Origin of the sequence: Kitasatospora sp. NPDC058170 (assembly GCF_042883905.1) — a bacterium.
Lineage (GTDB): Bacteria > Actinomycetota > Actinomycetes > Streptomycetales > Streptomycetaceae > Kitasatospora.
This window is the reverse complement of the sequence record NZ_JBHVUV010000003.1, coordinates 254482-271761: the sequence shown is the minus strand read 5'-3', so window position 1 is coordinate 271761 and position 17280 is coordinate 254482. Positions and strand designations below refer to the sequence as shown.

Annotated in this window: 13 protein-coding genes; 2 read left to right on the top strand and 11 right to left on the bottom strand. The window is 73.8% G+C overall.

Annotated elements, in window-relative coordinates; all coding sequences use genetic code 11:
- Positions 1-3: 3 nt before the first annotated feature.
- From ACFVVX_RS05750 to ACFVVX_RS05740, 3 genes are all read right to left on the bottom strand, one after another.
- Positions 4-708, bottom strand: a complete 705-nt coding sequence (locus tag ACFVVX_RS05750; RefSeq protein ID WP_387941763.1) for a hypothetical protein — start codon at positions 706-708, stop codon at positions 4-6.
- 157 nt (positions 709-865) lie between these two features.
- Positions 866-1792, bottom strand: coding sequence for a GNAT family N-acetyltransferase (locus ACFVVX_RS05745; protein WP_387941761.1), 927 nt, complete (start codon positions 1790-1792; stop codon positions 866-868).
- A 96-nt stretch (positions 1793-1888) separates the two neighbouring features.
- Positions 1889-2323: an SgcJ/EcaC family oxidoreductase gene (locus tag ACFVVX_RS05740; RefSeq protein ID WP_387941759.1), complete on the bottom strand. Its 435-nt coding sequence runs from the start codon at positions 2321-2323 to the stop codon at positions 1889-1891.
- Positions 2324-2599: 276 nt separating this feature from the next.
- Here ACFVVX_RS05740 and ACFVVX_RS05735 point away from each other — a divergent pair, with 276 nt between their 5' ends.
- Positions 2600-3190 (top strand): hypothetical protein, encoded by a 591-nt coding sequence (locus ACFVVX_RS05735; protein WP_387941757.1) that lies wholly within the window; start codon positions 2600-2602, stop codon positions 3188-3190.
- Positions 3191-3304: 114 nt separating this feature from the next.
- Here the strand turns inward: ACFVVX_RS05735 and ACFVVX_RS05730 are convergent, their stop codons facing one another.
- The 7 genes from ACFVVX_RS05730 to ACFVVX_RS05700 form a co-directional block, all read right to left on the bottom strand.
- Entirely contained in the window at positions 3305-4324 is a 1020-nt protein-coding gene (locus ACFVVX_RS05730) for an N-acetylglucosamine kinase (RefSeq protein ID WP_387941755.1), read from the bottom strand.
- 119 nt (positions 4325-4443) lie between these two features.
- A complete protein-coding gene (locus tag ACFVVX_RS05725) occupies positions 4444-5724 on the bottom strand; it encodes a 6-phospho-beta-glucosidase (RefSeq protein WP_387941936.1) in 1281 nt (426 codons plus the stop codon).
- 8 nt (positions 5725-5732) lie between these two features.
- Entirely contained in the window at positions 5733-6653 is a 921-nt protein-coding gene (locus tag ACFVVX_RS05720; RefSeq protein ID WP_387941753.1) for a carbohydrate ABC transporter permease, read from the bottom strand.
- A gap of 21 nt (positions 6654-6674) precedes the next feature.
- Positions 6675-7673: a carbohydrate ABC transporter permease gene (locus ACFVVX_RS05715; RefSeq protein ID WP_387941751.1), complete on the bottom strand. Its 999-nt coding sequence runs from the start codon at positions 7671-7673 to the stop codon at positions 6675-6677.
- Between the two features lie 22 nt (positions 7674-7695).
- A complete protein-coding gene (locus ACFVVX_RS05710; protein WP_387941749.1) occupies positions 7696-9048 on the bottom strand; it encodes an extracellular solute-binding protein in 1353 nt (450 codons plus the stop codon).
- Between the two features lie 186 nt (positions 9049-9234).
- Entirely contained in the window at positions 9235-10425 is a 1191-nt protein-coding gene (locus ACFVVX_RS05705; RefSeq protein ID WP_387941747.1) for an ROK family protein, read from the bottom strand.
- A 267-nt stretch (positions 10426-10692) separates the two neighbouring features.
- Entirely contained in the window at positions 10693-11898 is a 1206-nt protein-coding gene (locus ACFVVX_RS05700; RefSeq protein ID WP_387941745.1) for a mechanosensitive ion channel family protein, read from the bottom strand.
- A gap of 488 nt (positions 11899-12386) precedes the next feature.
- On the opposite strand from ACFVVX_RS05700, the gene ACFVVX_RS05695 reads away from it, so the two are divergent.
- Positions 12387-13031, top strand: coding sequence for an HNH endonuclease (locus ACFVVX_RS05695; RefSeq protein WP_387941743.1), 645 nt, complete (start codon positions 12387-12389; stop codon positions 13029-13031).
- A 113-nt stretch (positions 13032-13144) separates the two neighbouring features.
- Here the strand turns inward: ACFVVX_RS05695 and ACFVVX_RS05690 are convergent, their stop codons facing one another.
- Positions 13145-17110 (bottom strand): beta-N-acetylglucosaminidase domain-containing protein, encoded by a 3966-nt coding sequence (locus tag ACFVVX_RS05690; protein ID WP_387941741.1) that lies wholly within the window; start codon positions 17108-17110, stop codon positions 13145-13147.
- Positions 17111-17280: the final 170 nt, after the last annotated feature.

Here is a 17280-nt window from a genome sequence, read left to right as displayed (position 1 = left end):
GGCTCAGAACCGGATCTCGGGGGCCTGGAGGACGATGCGCAGGCTCTCGTCCGCGCGGTCCGCGTCGATCTCGTGGCGGAGCCAGACGTTCTGCAGGGCGTCCTCCTGCGAGCCGTCGGACACCGTCACCCAGAGCAGCAGGCCCCAGAGCACCGCCGGTGCGTGCCCGGCGAGCTGGACGCCGATGCCGACCGGCACCGCGACGCCGATCCGGGAGGGCGGAGCCTGTTCGAAGTCGGGCGGGGCGAAGTCCGAGGCGTCCTCGCCCGCGAGGCAGACCGGGGTCTCGGTGACCTTCAGCCAGTGCACCTCCACGCCGTCGGCGATCCGCCCGAGCGCGACCGACAGCCAGCCGCGCACCGTCCCCTCCGGGTCGGGCAGCCAGCTCAGCGGCCCGTCCGGGTCGGTCGCCCGGGCGAGGTCGTCCTTCGGCGGGCCGAAGTGCTCGTTCTCGACGGCCTCACCGATCACGTTGCCGTCCCGGTCCACCTGCCACCAGCGCCGGATCGACTCGGGCGGCGCCCAGGTCTCGGAGGAGTACTCCCCGGCGACCTCGTAGATCCAGGAGCCGCCGCCCTCCGGCAGCGGCGGGTCCTGCGGCCCGACCGGGCGCATCGTGGCACGCGGCGGCGCGTCCTGCGGTGTGGCCTGCGCCGCGTCCTGCGGCGCGGCCGCCCGGTCCCGGCGCTTGCGGCTGAAGATCCCCATCCCGCACCCTTCCCCCCTCGACTGCGGGGGATTCTGCCCCAGGAGGCGGGTCGGCAGACCGGTAATCGGGGAATTCGCCGACCGGGCCGTGGATCTGACGAAGCGTCACCGTCCATGGATTCCACAGCCACCCCTGCCGTCCCCGTGGCCGCTTCCGTCACTCGGCGGCGAGGGGCTTCCCGTACACCGAGGAGCTGCGCCGGACGGTCATCCCCACCCGCTCGTAGAGCGACAGCGCGCCGGTCTCCGAGTGCGTCCACAGGGTGCACGTCCGCCGCCCCCGCAGGTGGAAGGCGCGGAACGACTCCCGCAGCAGCACCCGGGCGATCCCCCGGTCGCGGTGGTCACGCCGTACGGCGACCCGCTCGACGTACCCCTCGCCGGTGCCCGGGACGTCCAGCGCCAGCACCGCGCCGACCATCTCGCCGCCGGCGAACGCCACCGGCGACAGCGCCGGTACGAAGGTGTCGCGCTCGACGGTGTGCAGCGCCCACTCCGGGTAGGACTTCCGCCGCGGCTGCCACTCGTCGAACGCGTCCTCGGTGAGCAGGTACGCGGCCTGCTCGTCCCCGGCCCGGAACGGCCGCACCGTGACGCCGGCCGGCGGGTCGGGCACCGCCGGCTCGGCGGACATGGCGAACTCCAGCTGCCACTCGGTGACGAAGGCCCCGTAGCCGCGGGAGCGCAGCAGCCCGACGGCGGCCCGGTCGCCGTCCGGCACCGTCTGGGAGAGCCGCAGGCCGCCCGCCTCGCGGGCCCGCGCCTCCACCCAGTCGAGCAGTCGGCCGCCCAACCCCCGCCCCCGGTGGGCGGGGTGGACGTCGACCTTGCTGCGCCGCCCGTTGTGCACCCAGGCGCGGCCGGCGAGCCGCCCGGACCGGTCCTGGACGAGCAGGGTGTCGAGGGCGGGGTCGAGGCCGGGCAGGGCGAGGTCGGCGGCGACGCCGTCGGCCCCGCTCTCGGCGCGCCCGAGCAGCTCGCGCTCGCAGGCGGCGACCAGGTGGTGGATCTCGGGGGCGTCGGCGACGGTCGCCGCCCGGCTCCGGTACCGGTCCGGGAGGGGCGGGAGCGAGAGGTGGGCCATGGTGCGACTCTGCGCCATCCCCGCCGGGTCTGTCGACCGCTTTCCCGGCCCGCCGGGTCGGCGGTCCGGCCCCCGCGGAGGCCCCGCGGAGGAGGGTCACCCGGCGGCCGGGGCCTCCACGGCGTTGTTCTGGCCGGCCACGATCCGCCAGCCCTCCTCCTGGCGGGCGACCACGTACAGCGCGGCGCCGCGCGCGCCCTCGACGGGGTTGCCGTCGGCGTCGGTGGGCGTCTGCGCCACGTTGACGGCGATCACCTCGGGCGCGATCTCCAGCAGCTTGACCACCTCGTACCGCGCGTACGAGTCGCTCAGGAAGCCCTTCATCGCCGGGGCGCTGAACTCGGCGATCGCCGCACGCCCGTCCAGCCGGGTGCCCCTGGCGTTGGTCCAGGACGTCCGCTCGGCGAACCAACCCGCCAGCGCGACCGGGTCCTTGTCGTTGAACGCCTTCTCCAGCCCCCTGACGACACCGGCCACCTCGGCCTGTGTCCGCGTCGGGACCGCCCCCGCCGGCTGTGCGTCCTTCGCCATGGCCGTACCCCTCTCGATACCGGATCCCCTCCGGAGCCGGCGGTGATCGCCGCTGGTCCCCATCCCACAACCTGAAGCGCGGTTGAGGTCAACCCCGGTCGGCAGCACGGGAACCGGCCCGTCCTCCGCGCGGCGCACGGCCGCCTCGCCACCTCCCCCGTGGGGGTGAGCCGGTCCCGTCCGTCGGAGGACGCGGGAGCGGTGGTGGCGCTGCGACCTTGGGAGCGGAAGCAGTCGCAACGGCCCGTCGACCGGGCCCGCTGTCGGGGAGGACGCATGAACGCCCGCACGATGTCGAGGAGTCTGCACGGCCGGACGGCGCAGGGGGTGCCGCGCTGGGCGGTGCTCGCCGCCTACGCCACCACGCTGACGGCGCTGCCCTCCTGCGTCTGGCGGATCGCCGCCATGATCTTCGACGTGCCGCTGCTGGAGCACCGTCCCGACCTCCAGGGCTCGCCGGCCCTCTCGGCGGGGTGGTGGTACATCATCGCGCTGAGCGTGGTCAGCGAGGCGCTGGCCTTCCTCGCGGTCGGGCTGGTCGCCGAGTGGGGGCAGGTCTGGCCGCGCTGGATCCCGGGCCTGGGCGGCCGCCGGGTGCCGACGCTCGCCGCCGTCATCCCGGCCGGGCTCGGGGCGACGCTGCTGATGGTCTTCCCGTACGCGATGGTGATGTTCGCCTTCGGGCTCACGTTGACCGGGGAGCCGGGCGGCGTGATCACGCACGGCTGGCAGACCGTGGTGTTCTGGGCCGCCTACCTGCCGCTGGCCGCCTGGGGGCCGCTGCTGGGCGTGCTGACCGTGCACTACTACCGCCGTCGCCGCCGCGCCGCCGCTCCCGGGCCGGCCGGGCTCGCGCGGGCCGCCTGACGGTCGGCCGCTGCCGGGACCCGGCCGCCCCCGGCGGGTGTGCGGACCCGTCGGGGGCGGAGCATCGGAGGGGTGGAGCTCAGAGGGGGCGCGGGTGCGCGGACCGCAGGGGGATCACGCCGCGATCCGTCGCGCCGGGTCGTAGGCCCCCCGCACCCGCGCCTGGGCGGCCTCGCCCGCGCCGAGGTGGTCGAGGCCGAGCAGCGCGGCGCCCAGCACCGGCGGCGCGACGACCACGCGCGGCTCCGCCAGCGGCGCGGCCGCGGCCAGCCGGGTCGTCACGTTGTCGAGCAGCAGCGGCTGCCGTGAGGCGAGCACGCCGCCGCCGAGCACCACGGGCGTCGGCTCGTCCAGCAGCTCCAGCCGGCCGAGGGCGACGACGGCGAGCCGGGTGATCTCGTCGGCCTGCCGGTCGATCAGCTCCAGCGCCACCGGGTCGCCCGCCCCGGCGACCGCGAACAGCACCCGGACGATCTCGTGCAGCCGCACGGACGGCAGGTGCCCGAGGTGGATGGCCTCGGCGACCGCGCCGGTACTGGGCAGGCCGAAGTGCTCGGCGATGGCCCGGGCGAGCGCGGTGGGGCCGCCGCGGCCGTCCTCGGCCCGGACGGCGTGCCACATGCTGTTCATGGCCAGTCCGCTGCCGCCGCCCCAGTCGCCGGTGAGCTCGCCGAGGGCGGGGAAGCGGGCGGTGCGGCCGTCGGGGAGCAGGCCGACGCAGTTGATGCCGGCGCCGCAGACGACGGCGATGCCGCGCGGGCCGTCGGTGCCGGCCCGCAGCAGGCCGAAGGTGTCGTTGGCGACGGTGTTGGTGGCGCCCCAGGGGTGGGACTCCAGCGCGGTGCGCAGGGCCTCCTCCTCCACCGGGAGGTCGGCGTTGGCGAGGCAGGCGCTGACGTGGGTGGTCAGGACACCGCTGCGGAAGGACAGTCCGGCCGCGGCGGCGGCCTCCTCGACGAGGGGGGCGAGGCCGGCTACCGCTGCCGCGCCGCCGACCTTCTGCGGGGCGAAGCCGCCGCCGCGGGCGGAGCCGAGGACGGAGCCGTCGGCGCCGATCAGGGCGACGTCGGTCTTGGAGTTCCCGGCGTCGATGGCGAGAACGCCGGGCAGGAGTGGTTCGGGCTGGTGGGTCATCAGGTCCCCGCGGCTCGTACGTGGCCCGGCCGTTGTCCCCGGCCGGGGGTGGTCGGTCTCCTCGCGGCCCGGCCCGCGACTCCCCGGGACGGGGGCGCGGGCCGGACGCGGCGGGCGGGTCACGCCCAGGCGAGGTGCTCGCGGTTGTGGGCGAGCAACCGGTCCGTGAGCTGGTCGGCGCGTTCGATCTGGCCGACCAGCGGGTGGGAGAGCAGGGCGTCGAAGACGCGGTCGCGCCCGCCGTGCAGCGCGGCGTCGAGCGCGAGGTGCTCGTACGCGGTGACGGCGGCGATCAGGCCGGCGTACAGCGGCTCGACCGGCCGCTGCGGCAGCGGGCGCACCCCGGCGGCGTCGACCTCGGCCGGGACCTCGATGACCGCGTCGTCCGGCAGGAACGGCAGCACACCGTCGTTGCGGGTGTTCACGACCTGCACGGACGTCCCGCCGTCGGTGCCCAGCAGCGAGGCGATCAGCTGGACGGCGGCCTCGGAGTAGAACGCGCCGCCGCGCTTGGAGAGCAGCTCCGGCTTGGTGTCCAGGGCCGGGTCGGCGTACAGCTCCAGCAGCTGCCGTTCGATCGCGGCGACCTCGGCCGCCCGCGAGCCCTTGGCCTTCAGCTCCTCCACCACCTGGTCGTGCTGGTAGAAGTAGCGCAGGTAGTAGGAGGGCACGACGCCGAGGCGCTCGATCATCGGCTGCGGCAGCAGCAGCTCCTGGGCGATGTCCTTGCCGAAGCCGGCCAGCAGCTCCGGCAGCACCTCGCGTCCGGTGGCCGAGCCCGGTGCGTCGAGCAGGGTGACGCCGCGCTCCCAGGTCAGGTGGTTGAGCCCGACGTGGTCCAGGCGGATCAGCTCGGGGGCCACGCCCAGGTGCTTGGCGAAGCGCCGCTGGAAGCCGATCGCGACGTTGCACAGGCCGACGGCCTTGTGGCCGGCGCTCTGCAGGGCGCGGGTCACGATGCCCACGGGGTTGGTGAAGTCGACGATCCAGGCGTCGGGGTTGGTGCGGCGGACCTTCTCGGCGATGTCCAGCACCACCGGGACGGTCCGCAGCGCCTTGGCCAGCCCGCCCGCGCCGGTGGTCTCCTGGCCGACGCAGCCGCACTCCAGCGGCCAGGTCTCGTCCTGGTTGCGGGCCGCCTGCCCGCCGACCCGCAGCTGGAGCAGGACGGCGTCGGCGTCCTGGACGCCCGCCTCGACGTCGGTGGTGGTGGTGACGACGGCCCCGTGCCCCTGCCGGGCGAAGATCCGCCGGGCCAGCCCGCCGATCAGCTCCAGCCGGTCGGCGGCCGGGTCGATCAGCACCAGCTCGCCGACCGGCAGGGTGTCGCGCAGCCGGGCGAAGCCGTCGATCAGCTCGGGGGTGTACGTCGACCCGCCGCCGACGATTGCCAACTTCAGTGCGGACATCAGCCCTTGACCCCTGTCAGTGTCACGCCTTCGATGAAGGCCTTCTGTGCGAAGAAGAAGAGGATGATCACCGGCGCCATCACCAGCAGGGTGGCGGCCATGGTGAGGTTCCAGTTGGTGTGGTGGGCGCCCTTGAAGGACTCCAGGCCGTAGGAGAGCGTCCAGGCGGCGGGGTTCTCGCTGGCGTAGATCTGCGGGCCGAAGTAGTCGTTCCAGGCGTAGAAGAACTGGAACAGCGCGACGGCGGCGATGGCCGGCTTGGCCATCGGCAGCACGACCCTGACCAGGGTGCGCAGGTCGCCGCAGCCGTCGATCCGGGCCGCCTCGATGTACTCCTTGGGGATGGTCATCAGGAACTGGCGCAGCAGGAAGATCGAGAACGCGTCGCCGAAGGCCATCGGGATGATCAGCGGCCAGAGCGAGCCGGAGAGGCCCATCTGCTTCGACCAGAACAGGTACATCGGGATGACGGTGACCTGCGGCGGCAGCATCATCATCGCGATGACCGCCATCAGGGCCAGGTTGCGGCCCCGGAACCGGAACTTGGCGAGCGCGTACGCCACCGGGAGGCTGGAGACGACGGTGAGCACGGTGCCGAGTCCGGCGTACAGCAGCGTGTTGCGCCACCAGGTCAGGAACCCGGGGGTCTCCCACACCTTGGAGTAGTTGCCCCACTCCCAGGAGGTGGGCCAGTAGTCGGTGGTGAGCGCCTGGTTGTCCGTCATCACCGAGGTGAGGAAGGCGAAGACGAATGGCAGCAGGAAGAACAGGGTGGCGGCGATCGCCAGCGAGTGGACGGCCACCCAGTTGAGCGCGGCGCGCCGGCGGGCGGCCCGGTGGGCGGCGCTGCGGGTGCCGCCGGACCGCGAGGTGCCGGGCTTGTGCGCGGGGGCCTCGGTGAGCGTGGTGCTGAGAGTCATGATCGTGTCCTCACTCGTCCGCTAGTCGTCGTTCGCCATGAAGCCGGACTTGCGGCGCAGCAGGATCGAGGTGACGGCCATCGAGATGGCGAACAGCACCAGGGCGACGACGCAGGCCGCGCCGTAGTTGAAGTGCTGGAACCCGAGGTTGTAGACCATCTGCGGCAGGGTCCAGGTGGAGCCCTGCGGGAAGCCGGGCTCGAACTGCTGCCCGGAGTTGCCGGCGATGCCGCCGGCGACCTTCCCGGCGACGATCGCCTGGGTGTAGTACTGCATGGTCTGGATGACCCCGGTGACCACCGCGAACATGATGATCGGCGAGATGTTCGGCAGGGTGACGTACCGGAAGCGCTGGAACGACCCGGCGCCGTCCAGCTCGGCCGCCTCGTACTGCTCCTTCGGGACGTCCAGCAGGGACGCCATGAAGATGACCATCAGGTCGCCGATGCCCCACATGGCCAGCATGGTGAGCGCGGGCTTCGACCAGGTCGGGTCGGCGAACCAGCCGGGCTGGGGCAGGCCGATCTCGCCGAGGAAGTGGTTGACCGGTCCGGTGCCGGGGTTGAGCAGGAAGGCGAAGGACACGGTGGCGGCCACCGGCGGTGCCAGGTACGGAAGGTAGAACGCGGTGCGGAAGAAGCCGGCGCCGGTCTTGACCTTGGTGATGAGCAGCCCGATGCCGAGACCGAACGTCACCCGCAGCGACACCATGATGACGACGAGCCAGAGCGTGTTGCGCAGGCCCTGCCAGAAGGACGGGTAGTCGTTGAGGACGTAGTCCCAGTTCTTCAGGCCGCTGAAGGCGGGGGCGCTGAAGCCGTTGTACTTCATGAAGCTGAAGTAGACGGTGGAGATCAGCGGGTACAGGAAGAAGACGCTGAACCCGATCAGCCAGGGGGAGAGGAAGGCGAGGGTGCGGGCCGCCTCCCGGCGGCGCTTCCGGCGCAGCAGGTGCTGCGTGGAGGGCGCCGCCGGGTCGGTGGATCCGGTGCCCTTGCGGGTGCCGAACGCGAGTGACATGGGAGCTCCGTTGGGCCGCTGGCTACTTGGCCTGGGCGATGGCGGCGTCGATCTCCTTGGCGGTGGCCGCGAGGCCGGCCGGGAGGTCCTTCTGCTGGCCGGACTCGTAGGCGTAGCCGAGGTTCTGCAGCGAGACGATGTAGGCGCCGCCGTTGACGCTCGCCGGGGTGGTGCCGGAGTGCTGGTTCTTGGCGATGTCCAGGAAGGTCTTGAAGTTCTGGTCGGTGATCAGCTTCGGCGAGTTGAGCGCCTCGAAGGTGCTCGGCACGTTGTGGATCGCGTTGGCGAAGCTGACCACCGCGTCGGTGTCGGTGGTCAGGTACTTGACCAGCTCCCAGGAGGCGGCCTGCTTCTTGCTGCTGCTGGCGATGCCGACGATGGTGCCGGTCTGGTAGCCGCGGCCGTAGGTGGCGAGCTGGTCGTCCGGCACCGGGAACGGCGCGGTGGCCCACTCGAAGTCGGGCTTGTTCTCGGCGAGCGAGGCGGTGCGCCACTCACCGTCGATGGCCATCGCGACCTGGCCGGTGTGGAACGGGTTCTTGGCGCTGAACTCCTCGCCGAAGGTGGCGCGGAACTTGTCCAGCTTGTCGTAGCCGCCGAGCTTGTCGACCAGGCCCTTCTGCCAGTTCAGCATCGAGGCGACCTTGGGGTCGGAGGCGAGGTTCGACTTGCCGGAGCCGTCGAAGTAGCTCGGGCCCCACTGGCCGAGGAAGTGCTCGGTGGTCGACTCGTAGCCGTGGTACAGCGGCATGAAGCCGAGCTGCTTGAAGCTGTCGCCCTCGGGGACGGTCAGCCTGGTGACGGCGTCCGCGAACTCGCTGAAGGTCTTGGGCGCGGCGGTGATGCCGGCGTTGGCGAAGGCGGTCTTGTTGTAGTACAGGCCGAAGGCGTCGCCGAGCAGCGGCAGGGCGCACTGGTTGCCCTCGAACTGCGAGTAGTTGAGCATCGCGGCTGGGAAGGTCTTCGCGGCGTCGATCTTGTCCTTCTCCAGGAAGGGCTTGAGGTCGGCGAAGGCCTTGGTCGAGCAGAACATGCCGACGTTGTTGGTGGTGAAGGAGGAGACCACGTCCGGGGCGGAGTCGCCGCCGGCCCGCAGCGCCTGGTTGACCTTGTCGTCGGCGATGTTGCCGACCACCTTGACGTGGATGTTCGGGTGGGCCTTCTCGAAGGCGGCGATGTTGGCGCTGATCGCCTTCACCTCGGAGTCCTGGCTCCAACCGTGCCAGAAGGTGATGGTGACGTCCTTGCCGGAGGCCGAGTCGTCGCTGCCGCCGGCGTCGTTGGTGCCGGTGCAGGCGGTGGCGAGCAGGGCCAGTACGGCGCTGCCGGTGACGGCGGCGATCGTCCGGCGGCTTCTGCGGGAGGTGGAGTGCACTTCGAGATCCTCCTGGGGGTGCGCGGGCAGGCGTCATTGCCTCTGGTCCCGCGTTGGGGGGCTGGGGGAGAGGTGTGCAGGGTCTTCTTCGGTGCAGGTGGGAGCTGTCTGCGGGGTGGTGCGGGGGCGGGCGGTAGTTCGGTGCGGCGGTAGTTCGGTGCGGCAGTACTTCGGTGCGGCGGTACTTCAGTGCGTGGAGAAGACCGCCTCGCGGGCGGCTGCCAGGGCGCGTTGCAGGGCGCCGATCAGGACGGGCGAACCGGGCAGGGCACTGCTGCGGACTTCCGGCCGGGCGATCGAGATCCTGGCCAGCTCCTCCTCGACGAGTGCGCGCAGCCGTTCGCCGCCCGCGCTCGGCACGCCGCCGGAGACCACCACCAGCTGGGGGTCGACGACGGCGACGATCACGGCCAGGCCGACGGCGAGCCGGCCGGCCAGCTCGGCGAGGAACTCGTCACCGGCACCCGGGGTCTCCAGGGCCAGGGCGAGCGACTCCTCGGCGGTGGGGGCGGCGAGCCCGTGCCGGCGGGCCAGCGCCTTGACGGCGGGCGCGCCGACGAGCTCCTGGAAGCCGCCGGAGTTGCGGCGCCGGGCGTCCCGCACGAACGGTGAACCGGGCACCGGCATGTAGCCGACCTCCCCGGCGCCGCCGGTGAAGCCGCGGTGCAGCCGGCCGGCGATCACGATCGCTGCGCCGGTGCCCTCACCGGCCCAGAGCAGGACGAAGTCCTCGAACCCGCGGGCCGCACCGGACGCCTGCTCGGCGACGGCGGCGAGGTTCACGTCGTTCTCGATCGACACCGGCGCGCCGACCGCCTCGGAGAGCTCCTGCGCCAGCCGCGGCGCGTGCCAGCCCGGCAGGTGGGAGGCGTAGCGCAGCTTGCCGGTGACGGGGTCGGGCGCGCCGCCGACACCGATCACGACGTTGCCCAGGGCGTCCTCCGCGAGTCCGGCCGCGCGGACGGTCTCGGCCACCGCCGCGGCGACCCCGGGGACGGTGCCGGCGGCCGGCCAGCCCTTGGTCGGCACGACGTGCTCGGCGAGGGTGACGCCGGTGATGTCGGCCACCGCGATCCGCACGTGGCTGTTGGTGACGTCCAGTCCGGCGACGTAGCCGGCTGCCGGATTCACCTGGTACAGCTGCGCGTTGGGACCCGGGCCGCCCGCCGTGGTGCCGACCGGCAGGACCAGCCCGGCGGCCTCCAGACGGGCCAGCAGCTGGGAGGCGGTGGGCTTGGACAGGCCGGTCAGGGTGCCGATCTGGGTGCGGGAGAGCGGGCCGTTCTCCAGCAGCAGTTCGAGGGCGGCTCGGTCGTTGATGGCGCGCAGCAGGCTGGGGGTGCCGGCGAGGGGGGCCTTGGCGGTCGTCTTGGTCACGCGCGGAATCCTCCTCTTCCAGCTGGTCCCGGTAGCCCCCGGGTGGGGTTCGGGCGAACTGTTAGGAAACTTTCCAGTCGCTTGAGAAAGGACCGTACGGTCCCCGTCCGGAGGGTGTCAATGGTCCCTCCCGCGGTGGATGCCGAAGCGTTACCGGGCAGCACGGAGCCCCGCCTCCCGAGGGGGGAGAGCGGGGCTCGCGTCCGGTTCCGGCCGGTGTCGGGCACGCTCCGGCGGGGCGTCAGGGCCGGGCGTCAGAGCCGGGCGTCAGGGCGTCTTGCCGCCGTCGTCGCCCGGCTTCACCGGTGCCGGTATCGGCGCCGTGGCCAGATAGCGCGGCGAGGCCGGGTCGGCCAGCGCGGACGGCGGCGCCGCGTCGGTCGGCGCCGGCACCGAGGCGGTGGCCAGCACCATCGCGGAGGTCGCACCACCCGCGGCCGCGGCGGCCGCGGCCGCCGCCGGGACCTCCTCCTTGACCTTGATCCCGGCCAGGTCGAAGGCCGTCTTCAGCCGCTGGCGCAGCGCCCGGGCCACCGACAGCGACTTGCCCGGGGCGGTCCGGGCCTCGACCCGCAGCACCACCGAGTCGACCGCCACCGACTCCACGCCCAGGACCGTCACCGGCGCCCAGACCAGCTCGTCGAACGGCGCCTCCTTGGCCAGCGTCTCCGCCGTCTCCCGGATCAGCGCCTCGACCTGGATCAGGTCCTCCTTGTACCCGACCTGCACGTCCACCGAGGCCGTCGACCAGCCCTGGCTCATGTTGGCGATCCGCTTCACCTCGCCGTTGCGGATGTACCAGATCTCACCGCCCGCGCCGCGCAGCTTGGTCACCCGCAGGCCGACCTCCAGCACCGTGCCGGTGGCCACCCCGGTGTCGATCTCGTCGCCGACGCCGTACTGGTCCTCCATGATCATGAAGACCCCGGACAGGAAGTCCGTGACCAGGTTGCGCGCGCCGAAACCGATCGCCACACCGGCCACACCGGCACTCGCCAGCAGCGGCGCCAGGTTCACCCCGAGCGCCGCCAGCACCATCAGCGCGGCCGTCCCCAGGATGCTGAAGGAGGCCACGCTGCGCAGCACCGAGCCGATCGCCTCCGAGCGCTGCTGCCGGCGCTCCGGGTTGACCACCCCGGTGTTGGCCAGCAGACCGCCCAGCCGGCCGGGCTCGTCGTCGCCCTCGGCGGGCTTGGTCATCCGCCCTATCAGCTGGGTGATCAGCTTGCGCACCACGGCCCGCAGCACCAGCGCCAGCACGATGATGAAGACGATCCGGACACCGCCGGCCAGCCAGTCCTGCCAGTGCGAGTCGAACCAGCCCGCCGCCTGCCGGGTGGTCTCGCCGACCTCCTGCGCGCTGGTCGGGATTCTGAGGTCGAGCTGCGGCAGCGCCGGGGCCGTGGGGCTCGGGGACGGACTCGGCGTCGTGGACGCGTCGGCGAGGAGACCGGCGGCACCGGACCAGGACACGTGCGGGACCTTCCTGCAGGGAGCGTGGCGGGCCCGCCGCCGCGGAGGCATGCCGTGGCCTGCGGACCGTCCGCACTACCCTAACCGGCGCCGGACCACCCGCCGGACACGCCGAAGGGCGTGCGGACCACTCCCGGACGCCCTGTCAACGCCCCGGCGCGCCCCTGTTCCGCGCCCCGGAGAGCCCCCCGGAGCACTCCAGGAGCACTCCCGGGGCCGCCCGCGGCCGTGCTGCGCCGACCGGCCGAGCCGTCCCCCGGGCGGGCGGCGGCGCCCCGGGACGGCACCCGGGTGCAACCCCTCCTTCGCCTGGGCATATCGGGTATGACGGCAACCGCACCCCGCGGTTCATGTCGGGTCCGTTACACGGGAGTGGTGGCGCCGCACAAAGGCGTGAGGCGACACTGGGGGAGATCACACACCCGTTGCGTGATCCAACCGCTCGTCCCGGCGCGAGCCACGCGCCGCAGGCGTCCAAGGAGGCATCCGTGCCGCATGTCCTGGTCCTCAACGCGTCCTACGAGCCACTCGGCGTCGTATCGATGCGCCGCGCACTCATCCTGGTCCTCAACCACAAGGCGGTCAGCCTGGAGGACTCGGGAGTCACTCTGCACAGCGCCACCAGCGCCCTTCCGGCGCCGTCCGTCGTCCGCCTGACCCGCTTCGTCCGGGTCCCGTTCTGCGGGCCCGTCCCGCTCACCCGCCGGGCGCTGTTCGCCCGCGACCACGGCCGCTGCGTCTACTGCGGGGCCGCCGCCACCAGCGTCGACCACGTCATCCCGCGCAGCCGGGGAGGCCAGCACCGGTGGGACAACGTGGTGGCAGCCTGCCGCCGCTGCAACCACACCAAGGCCGACCGCCACCTCACCGAACTCGGCTGGCGGATGAAGCGGCAGCCGGCCCCGCCCAGCGGCCTGGCCTGGCGCATCATCGGCACCGGGATCAAGGACCCGCGCTGGCGCCCCTATCTGGAGCCGTACGGCGGGGGCGACCAGCTGCACGCCTCGCAGTGGGGCGAGTACGAACACCACGACCATACCGAGGCCGCGCACACCGTGCCGCTCGGCCGGGCGCACTCCGCCCACTCCGCCCCGATCCGCCGCGGCGAGCAGCCCGAACCGCTCTCCGCCTGACCCCGCTTCAACAAGGGCCTGCCCGTCATAGCGTCCGGTACGCCTCATGGGCCGCCGCGCACCCCGCAACCGGGGAGCGCGGCGGCCCGCCGTCTTGACCGACCCCGGCCGCCCTAGGGCTTGGCCGGCGGTGCGACGGGCGCCGTCGTGGGCGCGACCGGCGGCGCCGTGGCGGCCGGCGGCGGGGTCGGCTGACCGGTCGGTGCCGTGGTGACCGGCGGTGCGACCGGCGGGGTGGTCACGGGCGGGACGGTGACCGGCGGCGTGGCGGCCGGCTGGGTGACGGCGTACAGCTCGACACCCCACAGCGAGTAGCCGTACTTGGTGGCCCGGGCCACGCCCTGGACCCGCAGGAACTTCGCGTCCGGCGCGTCGAAGCGGACCGTCTCGTTGCCGCCCCTGCCGTCGTCCACCGTGGCCACCGTCGTCCAGCTGACGCCGTCCGCCGAGGACTGGATCTTGTACGCGGAGGCGTACGCGGCCTGCCAGTGCAGCACCGCCGAGCCCAGGTGGGCGGCCTTCGGCAGCTCCAGCTGCACCCAGGCGTCGTCCCTGGCCGGCGAGGACCAGCGGCTCTTCGGGTCGCCGTCGGCCACCGCGGCGGCGGGGAACGACGCCGTCTCGTCGCCCGAGGAGGTGGCGTGCGCGGTGGGCGCCAGGTCCGCACCGCCGGTCGGCGGCACCACGTGCACCTGGAGCACCTGGCGCACGGTGGTCAGGCCGGCCACGAACAGCACCGGCACCTGGTACGTCCCGGAGGGCGTCTCCGGCGTGGCCGTGACCAGCAGCGGGACGCCCACCCGGCCGCCGCGCGGCACGGTCACCCCGGCCGCCGGGGCGACGGTCAGGCCCTTGGCCACCACCGGCACCTCGGTGCGCAGCTCGCCGGCGGCGCCCTCCGGGCGGCCCGCCTCGACGATCGCGCGGGTCTGCGCGGGGGCCGCCGCGCCGGTCACCACGTCCAGTGCGGCGTCGGAGAGGCTGAGCCGGGCCGCCGGGGCGTCGGCGTACCAGGGGATCACCTGGTTGACCACCGGCGGGTCGCCGCCCGGCTTCCAGGCCAGCCGGAACGCGTCCGCGACCTGCCCGCCGGCCGCCAGCTCGTTGTAGCCCGGCTGGATGGTGCCGATCTCGCTCCAGCTGCCGTCCGGGTGGCGCAGCGACACGGTGGCACTGGCCCGCACGCCCGGGTCGGTGAGCACGGTGAGGCGGTCCAGCGGGCGGGCCGCACCCAGTTCGACGGTGAGCGGCTCGTCCGTGGCGGTCGGCGCGGTGGCCGCCCGGTAGGCGGTGTCCGGATTGCCGTCCAGCACGGCGTCGGCGGCGGAGCCGGGCAGTGCGGCCGGGCCGCCGGTGACGCTGGCCGGGGCCTCGTCGGGCGCGGTGACGCTGAACTCGCGCACCGCCACCGCGGTCTTCTGGGCGGCGGTGGCGCGCAGCCGCACCGCCCGGACGACCACGCCCGCGGGCAGCTGCGCGGTGACGCTCTTCTGGTTCTTCACCTGGGCGAGCTGCTTCCAGCCGCCCTCGCCGGTGGAGTACTCCAGCACCCCGTCGCGGATGTAGTCGTCGACCGCGCTCGGACCGTCCGCGCCGCCGCCCCACGAGCCCATCAGCACGGTGACGCTGCCGACCGGGCGGCCGCCGCCGAGGTCCAGGCCGATCGAGTCGCCGGGCTGCGCGGGCCCCGCGCTCCAGTAGAAGGTCTCGGCGACGCCGTCGGTCATCAGCGCGGGCAGGTGGTCGTGGGCGGTGCCCAGGGTGGTGGTCGGGGTGATGCCGCCGCCGACCACGCCGGCCCAGTTGTCGGCGGCCCGTATGGCGCGCTCCAGGAACGGGCCGAGCACACCGGCGCCGATCGTCGCCGGGCTCCCGCCGAGCTGCTCGCGCAGCCGGTTCAGCTCCACCCGGGCCTTCCAGGCGGTCGCGCCGTCGCCGCCGCGCTGGGCGAGCAGCATGTCCAGCGCGGCCTGGCCGGCCAGGCCGTAGTCGTGCAGCGGGGCCAGCCAGGGACCGGACTCGGCGGCCAGCTGGGCGGTGGCCTGGGAGGCGGCCAGGGTCCGCTGGGCGCCGGCCATCGCGGTGAAGGCGTCCCGCAGCGGGGCGGCCGCCTCTATCAGCTTGGCGACGTCCGGGGCGGTGCCGGAGTTCGGCTCGGCGGTGGCCCAGAACCGCTCCAGCAGCGGGGCGAGGTAGCCGGACTCCTGCTTGGACAGCGGCGAGGAGGAGCTGTTGCCGGCCAGCGCCGTGACGGCGCCGAGCACCGCGCCGACGGGCGTGGCGGTGCCGCCGGTCGGCCCGGCCAGCGAGCGCAGCGCGGCCTGCCAGGACTCCTCCGGCTTGTAGCCGCCGGGGTTCCAGGCGAAGTCACCGGCGGTGGCGAGCGCGATCCGGGAGGCCACCGGCTGCTGCATCGCGCCGGTGAGCATGACGGCCGACCTGGTCGCCACCTCGGTGTCGCGCCCGGTGTAGGCGCCGAGGAAGAGCCGGTCCGGGCTGGAGTCGTTCACCGGGTAGTTGTCCATGGTGACCAGCGGGTGCCCGTAGAGGGCGCCGGTGTCGGCGGTCTGAGCGCCCGTGATCTTCTCCGGGATCACCCCGACCCCGCTCCAGGCGACCTGCACCCCGCTCGGCAGCGCCGCGGCCAGTGCCTTGCGGTACGGCGTGGAGCCCTGCTGGTGGTACTCGGTCGGGACGACGGACAGCGGCGCCAGCCAGCTGTTGCGCGCGATCAGCCGGTCCTGCACCTTGGTGATCAGCTCGGCCTGCGCCTTGGCGGCCGCGGCCGGCCCGGTGCCGTACCGGGAGCGGTCGTCGCCGCAGTGCCACTCGTCGTAGGAGACGTCCAGGAACTGCAGCTGGAACGCGGTGAAGCCGAGCTTGCGCAGCCCGTCCAGCTTGGCCACCAGCGCGTCGGCGTCCTTGCCGGAGCTGTAGCAGAACGACTGCCCGGGGTCGATCGCGTACCCGAGGGTGACGTGGTTCTGCGCGGCCCGGGCGGCCAGCGCCCGCAGGTCCTCGGCGCGCTCCTGCGGGTAGGCGTCGCGCCAGCGGGAGAGCCGGAACGCGTCGTCACCCGGGGCGTAGAGGTAGAAGTTCTGCTTGGACCGGCCGAGGAAGTCGATCTGGTCGAGGCGCTGCTGCTGGCTCCACGGCGTGCCGTAGAAGGCCTCGGCGGTGCCGCGCACGGGCGCGCCGGAGGGCCAGTCCCGCAGCGTGATCCCCGGCAGGCCGAGGCCCGCCGCGCCCGGCGCCTGCCCCTGCCCGTCCGGCACGGCGGCGAGCAGCTGGCGCAGGCTCTGCGCCGCGTAGAACGTCCCGGCCGCGTCGACCCCGGCCAGCACCACCGCGCCGTAGCTGCCGCCGCCCTGGGCGGGCAGCTGACCGGCCGACAGCACGTACCCGCCGGCCGCCATCCCGCCGGGCGAGGGCGCCGAGCCGTCCTTGCCGCCGGCCGCCGCGGTCAGCTCCCGCAGCACCCGGTCCACCTGGCCGCCGGCGTCCTCGGCGGGCCCGCCGACGTACACCACCAGCGATCCGGCGGCCGGGGTGCCGGCCTCCTCCTGCGGCGTCACCGAGGTCGCCCCGGCGATGCCCAGCACCTCGCGGACGGCGTCCACCGCACCGTGGTCGGCCTTCGGCGCGGTCACCAGCGTCACCGCGGCCGGCACGGCCACCGGCTTGCCCGCCACGCTCTGCTCCTGCGGACGCGGGAACACCTGGGGGTTGCTCACACTGCCCAGCGGCGTCTGCGGCGCACTGCTCACCACGTCGGGCCCCGGGCTGTACGCGTAGGCGCCCGACGCCGGCGCGACCGCCAGCAGTCCGCCGACCACGGCCGCCGCCGACAGCGTCGCCGCGATCTGCAGCGTCCGCCGGCTCGGCGCCCCGGAGGCCCGCCCGCCGCCGGCCCGCTCGGCCCGCACCGAGGCGAGCAGCGGCTCCGTCCCCTTGAGGTCCGCGATCAGCCGGTCCGCCGCCCTGGGCGCCAGCTGACGGCACGTCCGCGCCGTGGCCCGCCGCGCGGCCAGCGCCGCCGGGTGCTGCAGCACCTCCCGCAGCGCGGGACTCTGTTCCAACTGCTGCCTCAGCCGCCGTCCGGCTGCGATGGACACTCGGGCTTGCACAGGAGCCTCCTCGCCAGGCTGCGACCACATCGCGCCAAAGCCCACCAGTTGGCCCAGCCGGTGTCAACGCCGCCGACTGGTATGGATGGTTTGTCCGAATTGATCACTGCTTGGGCCGCCCA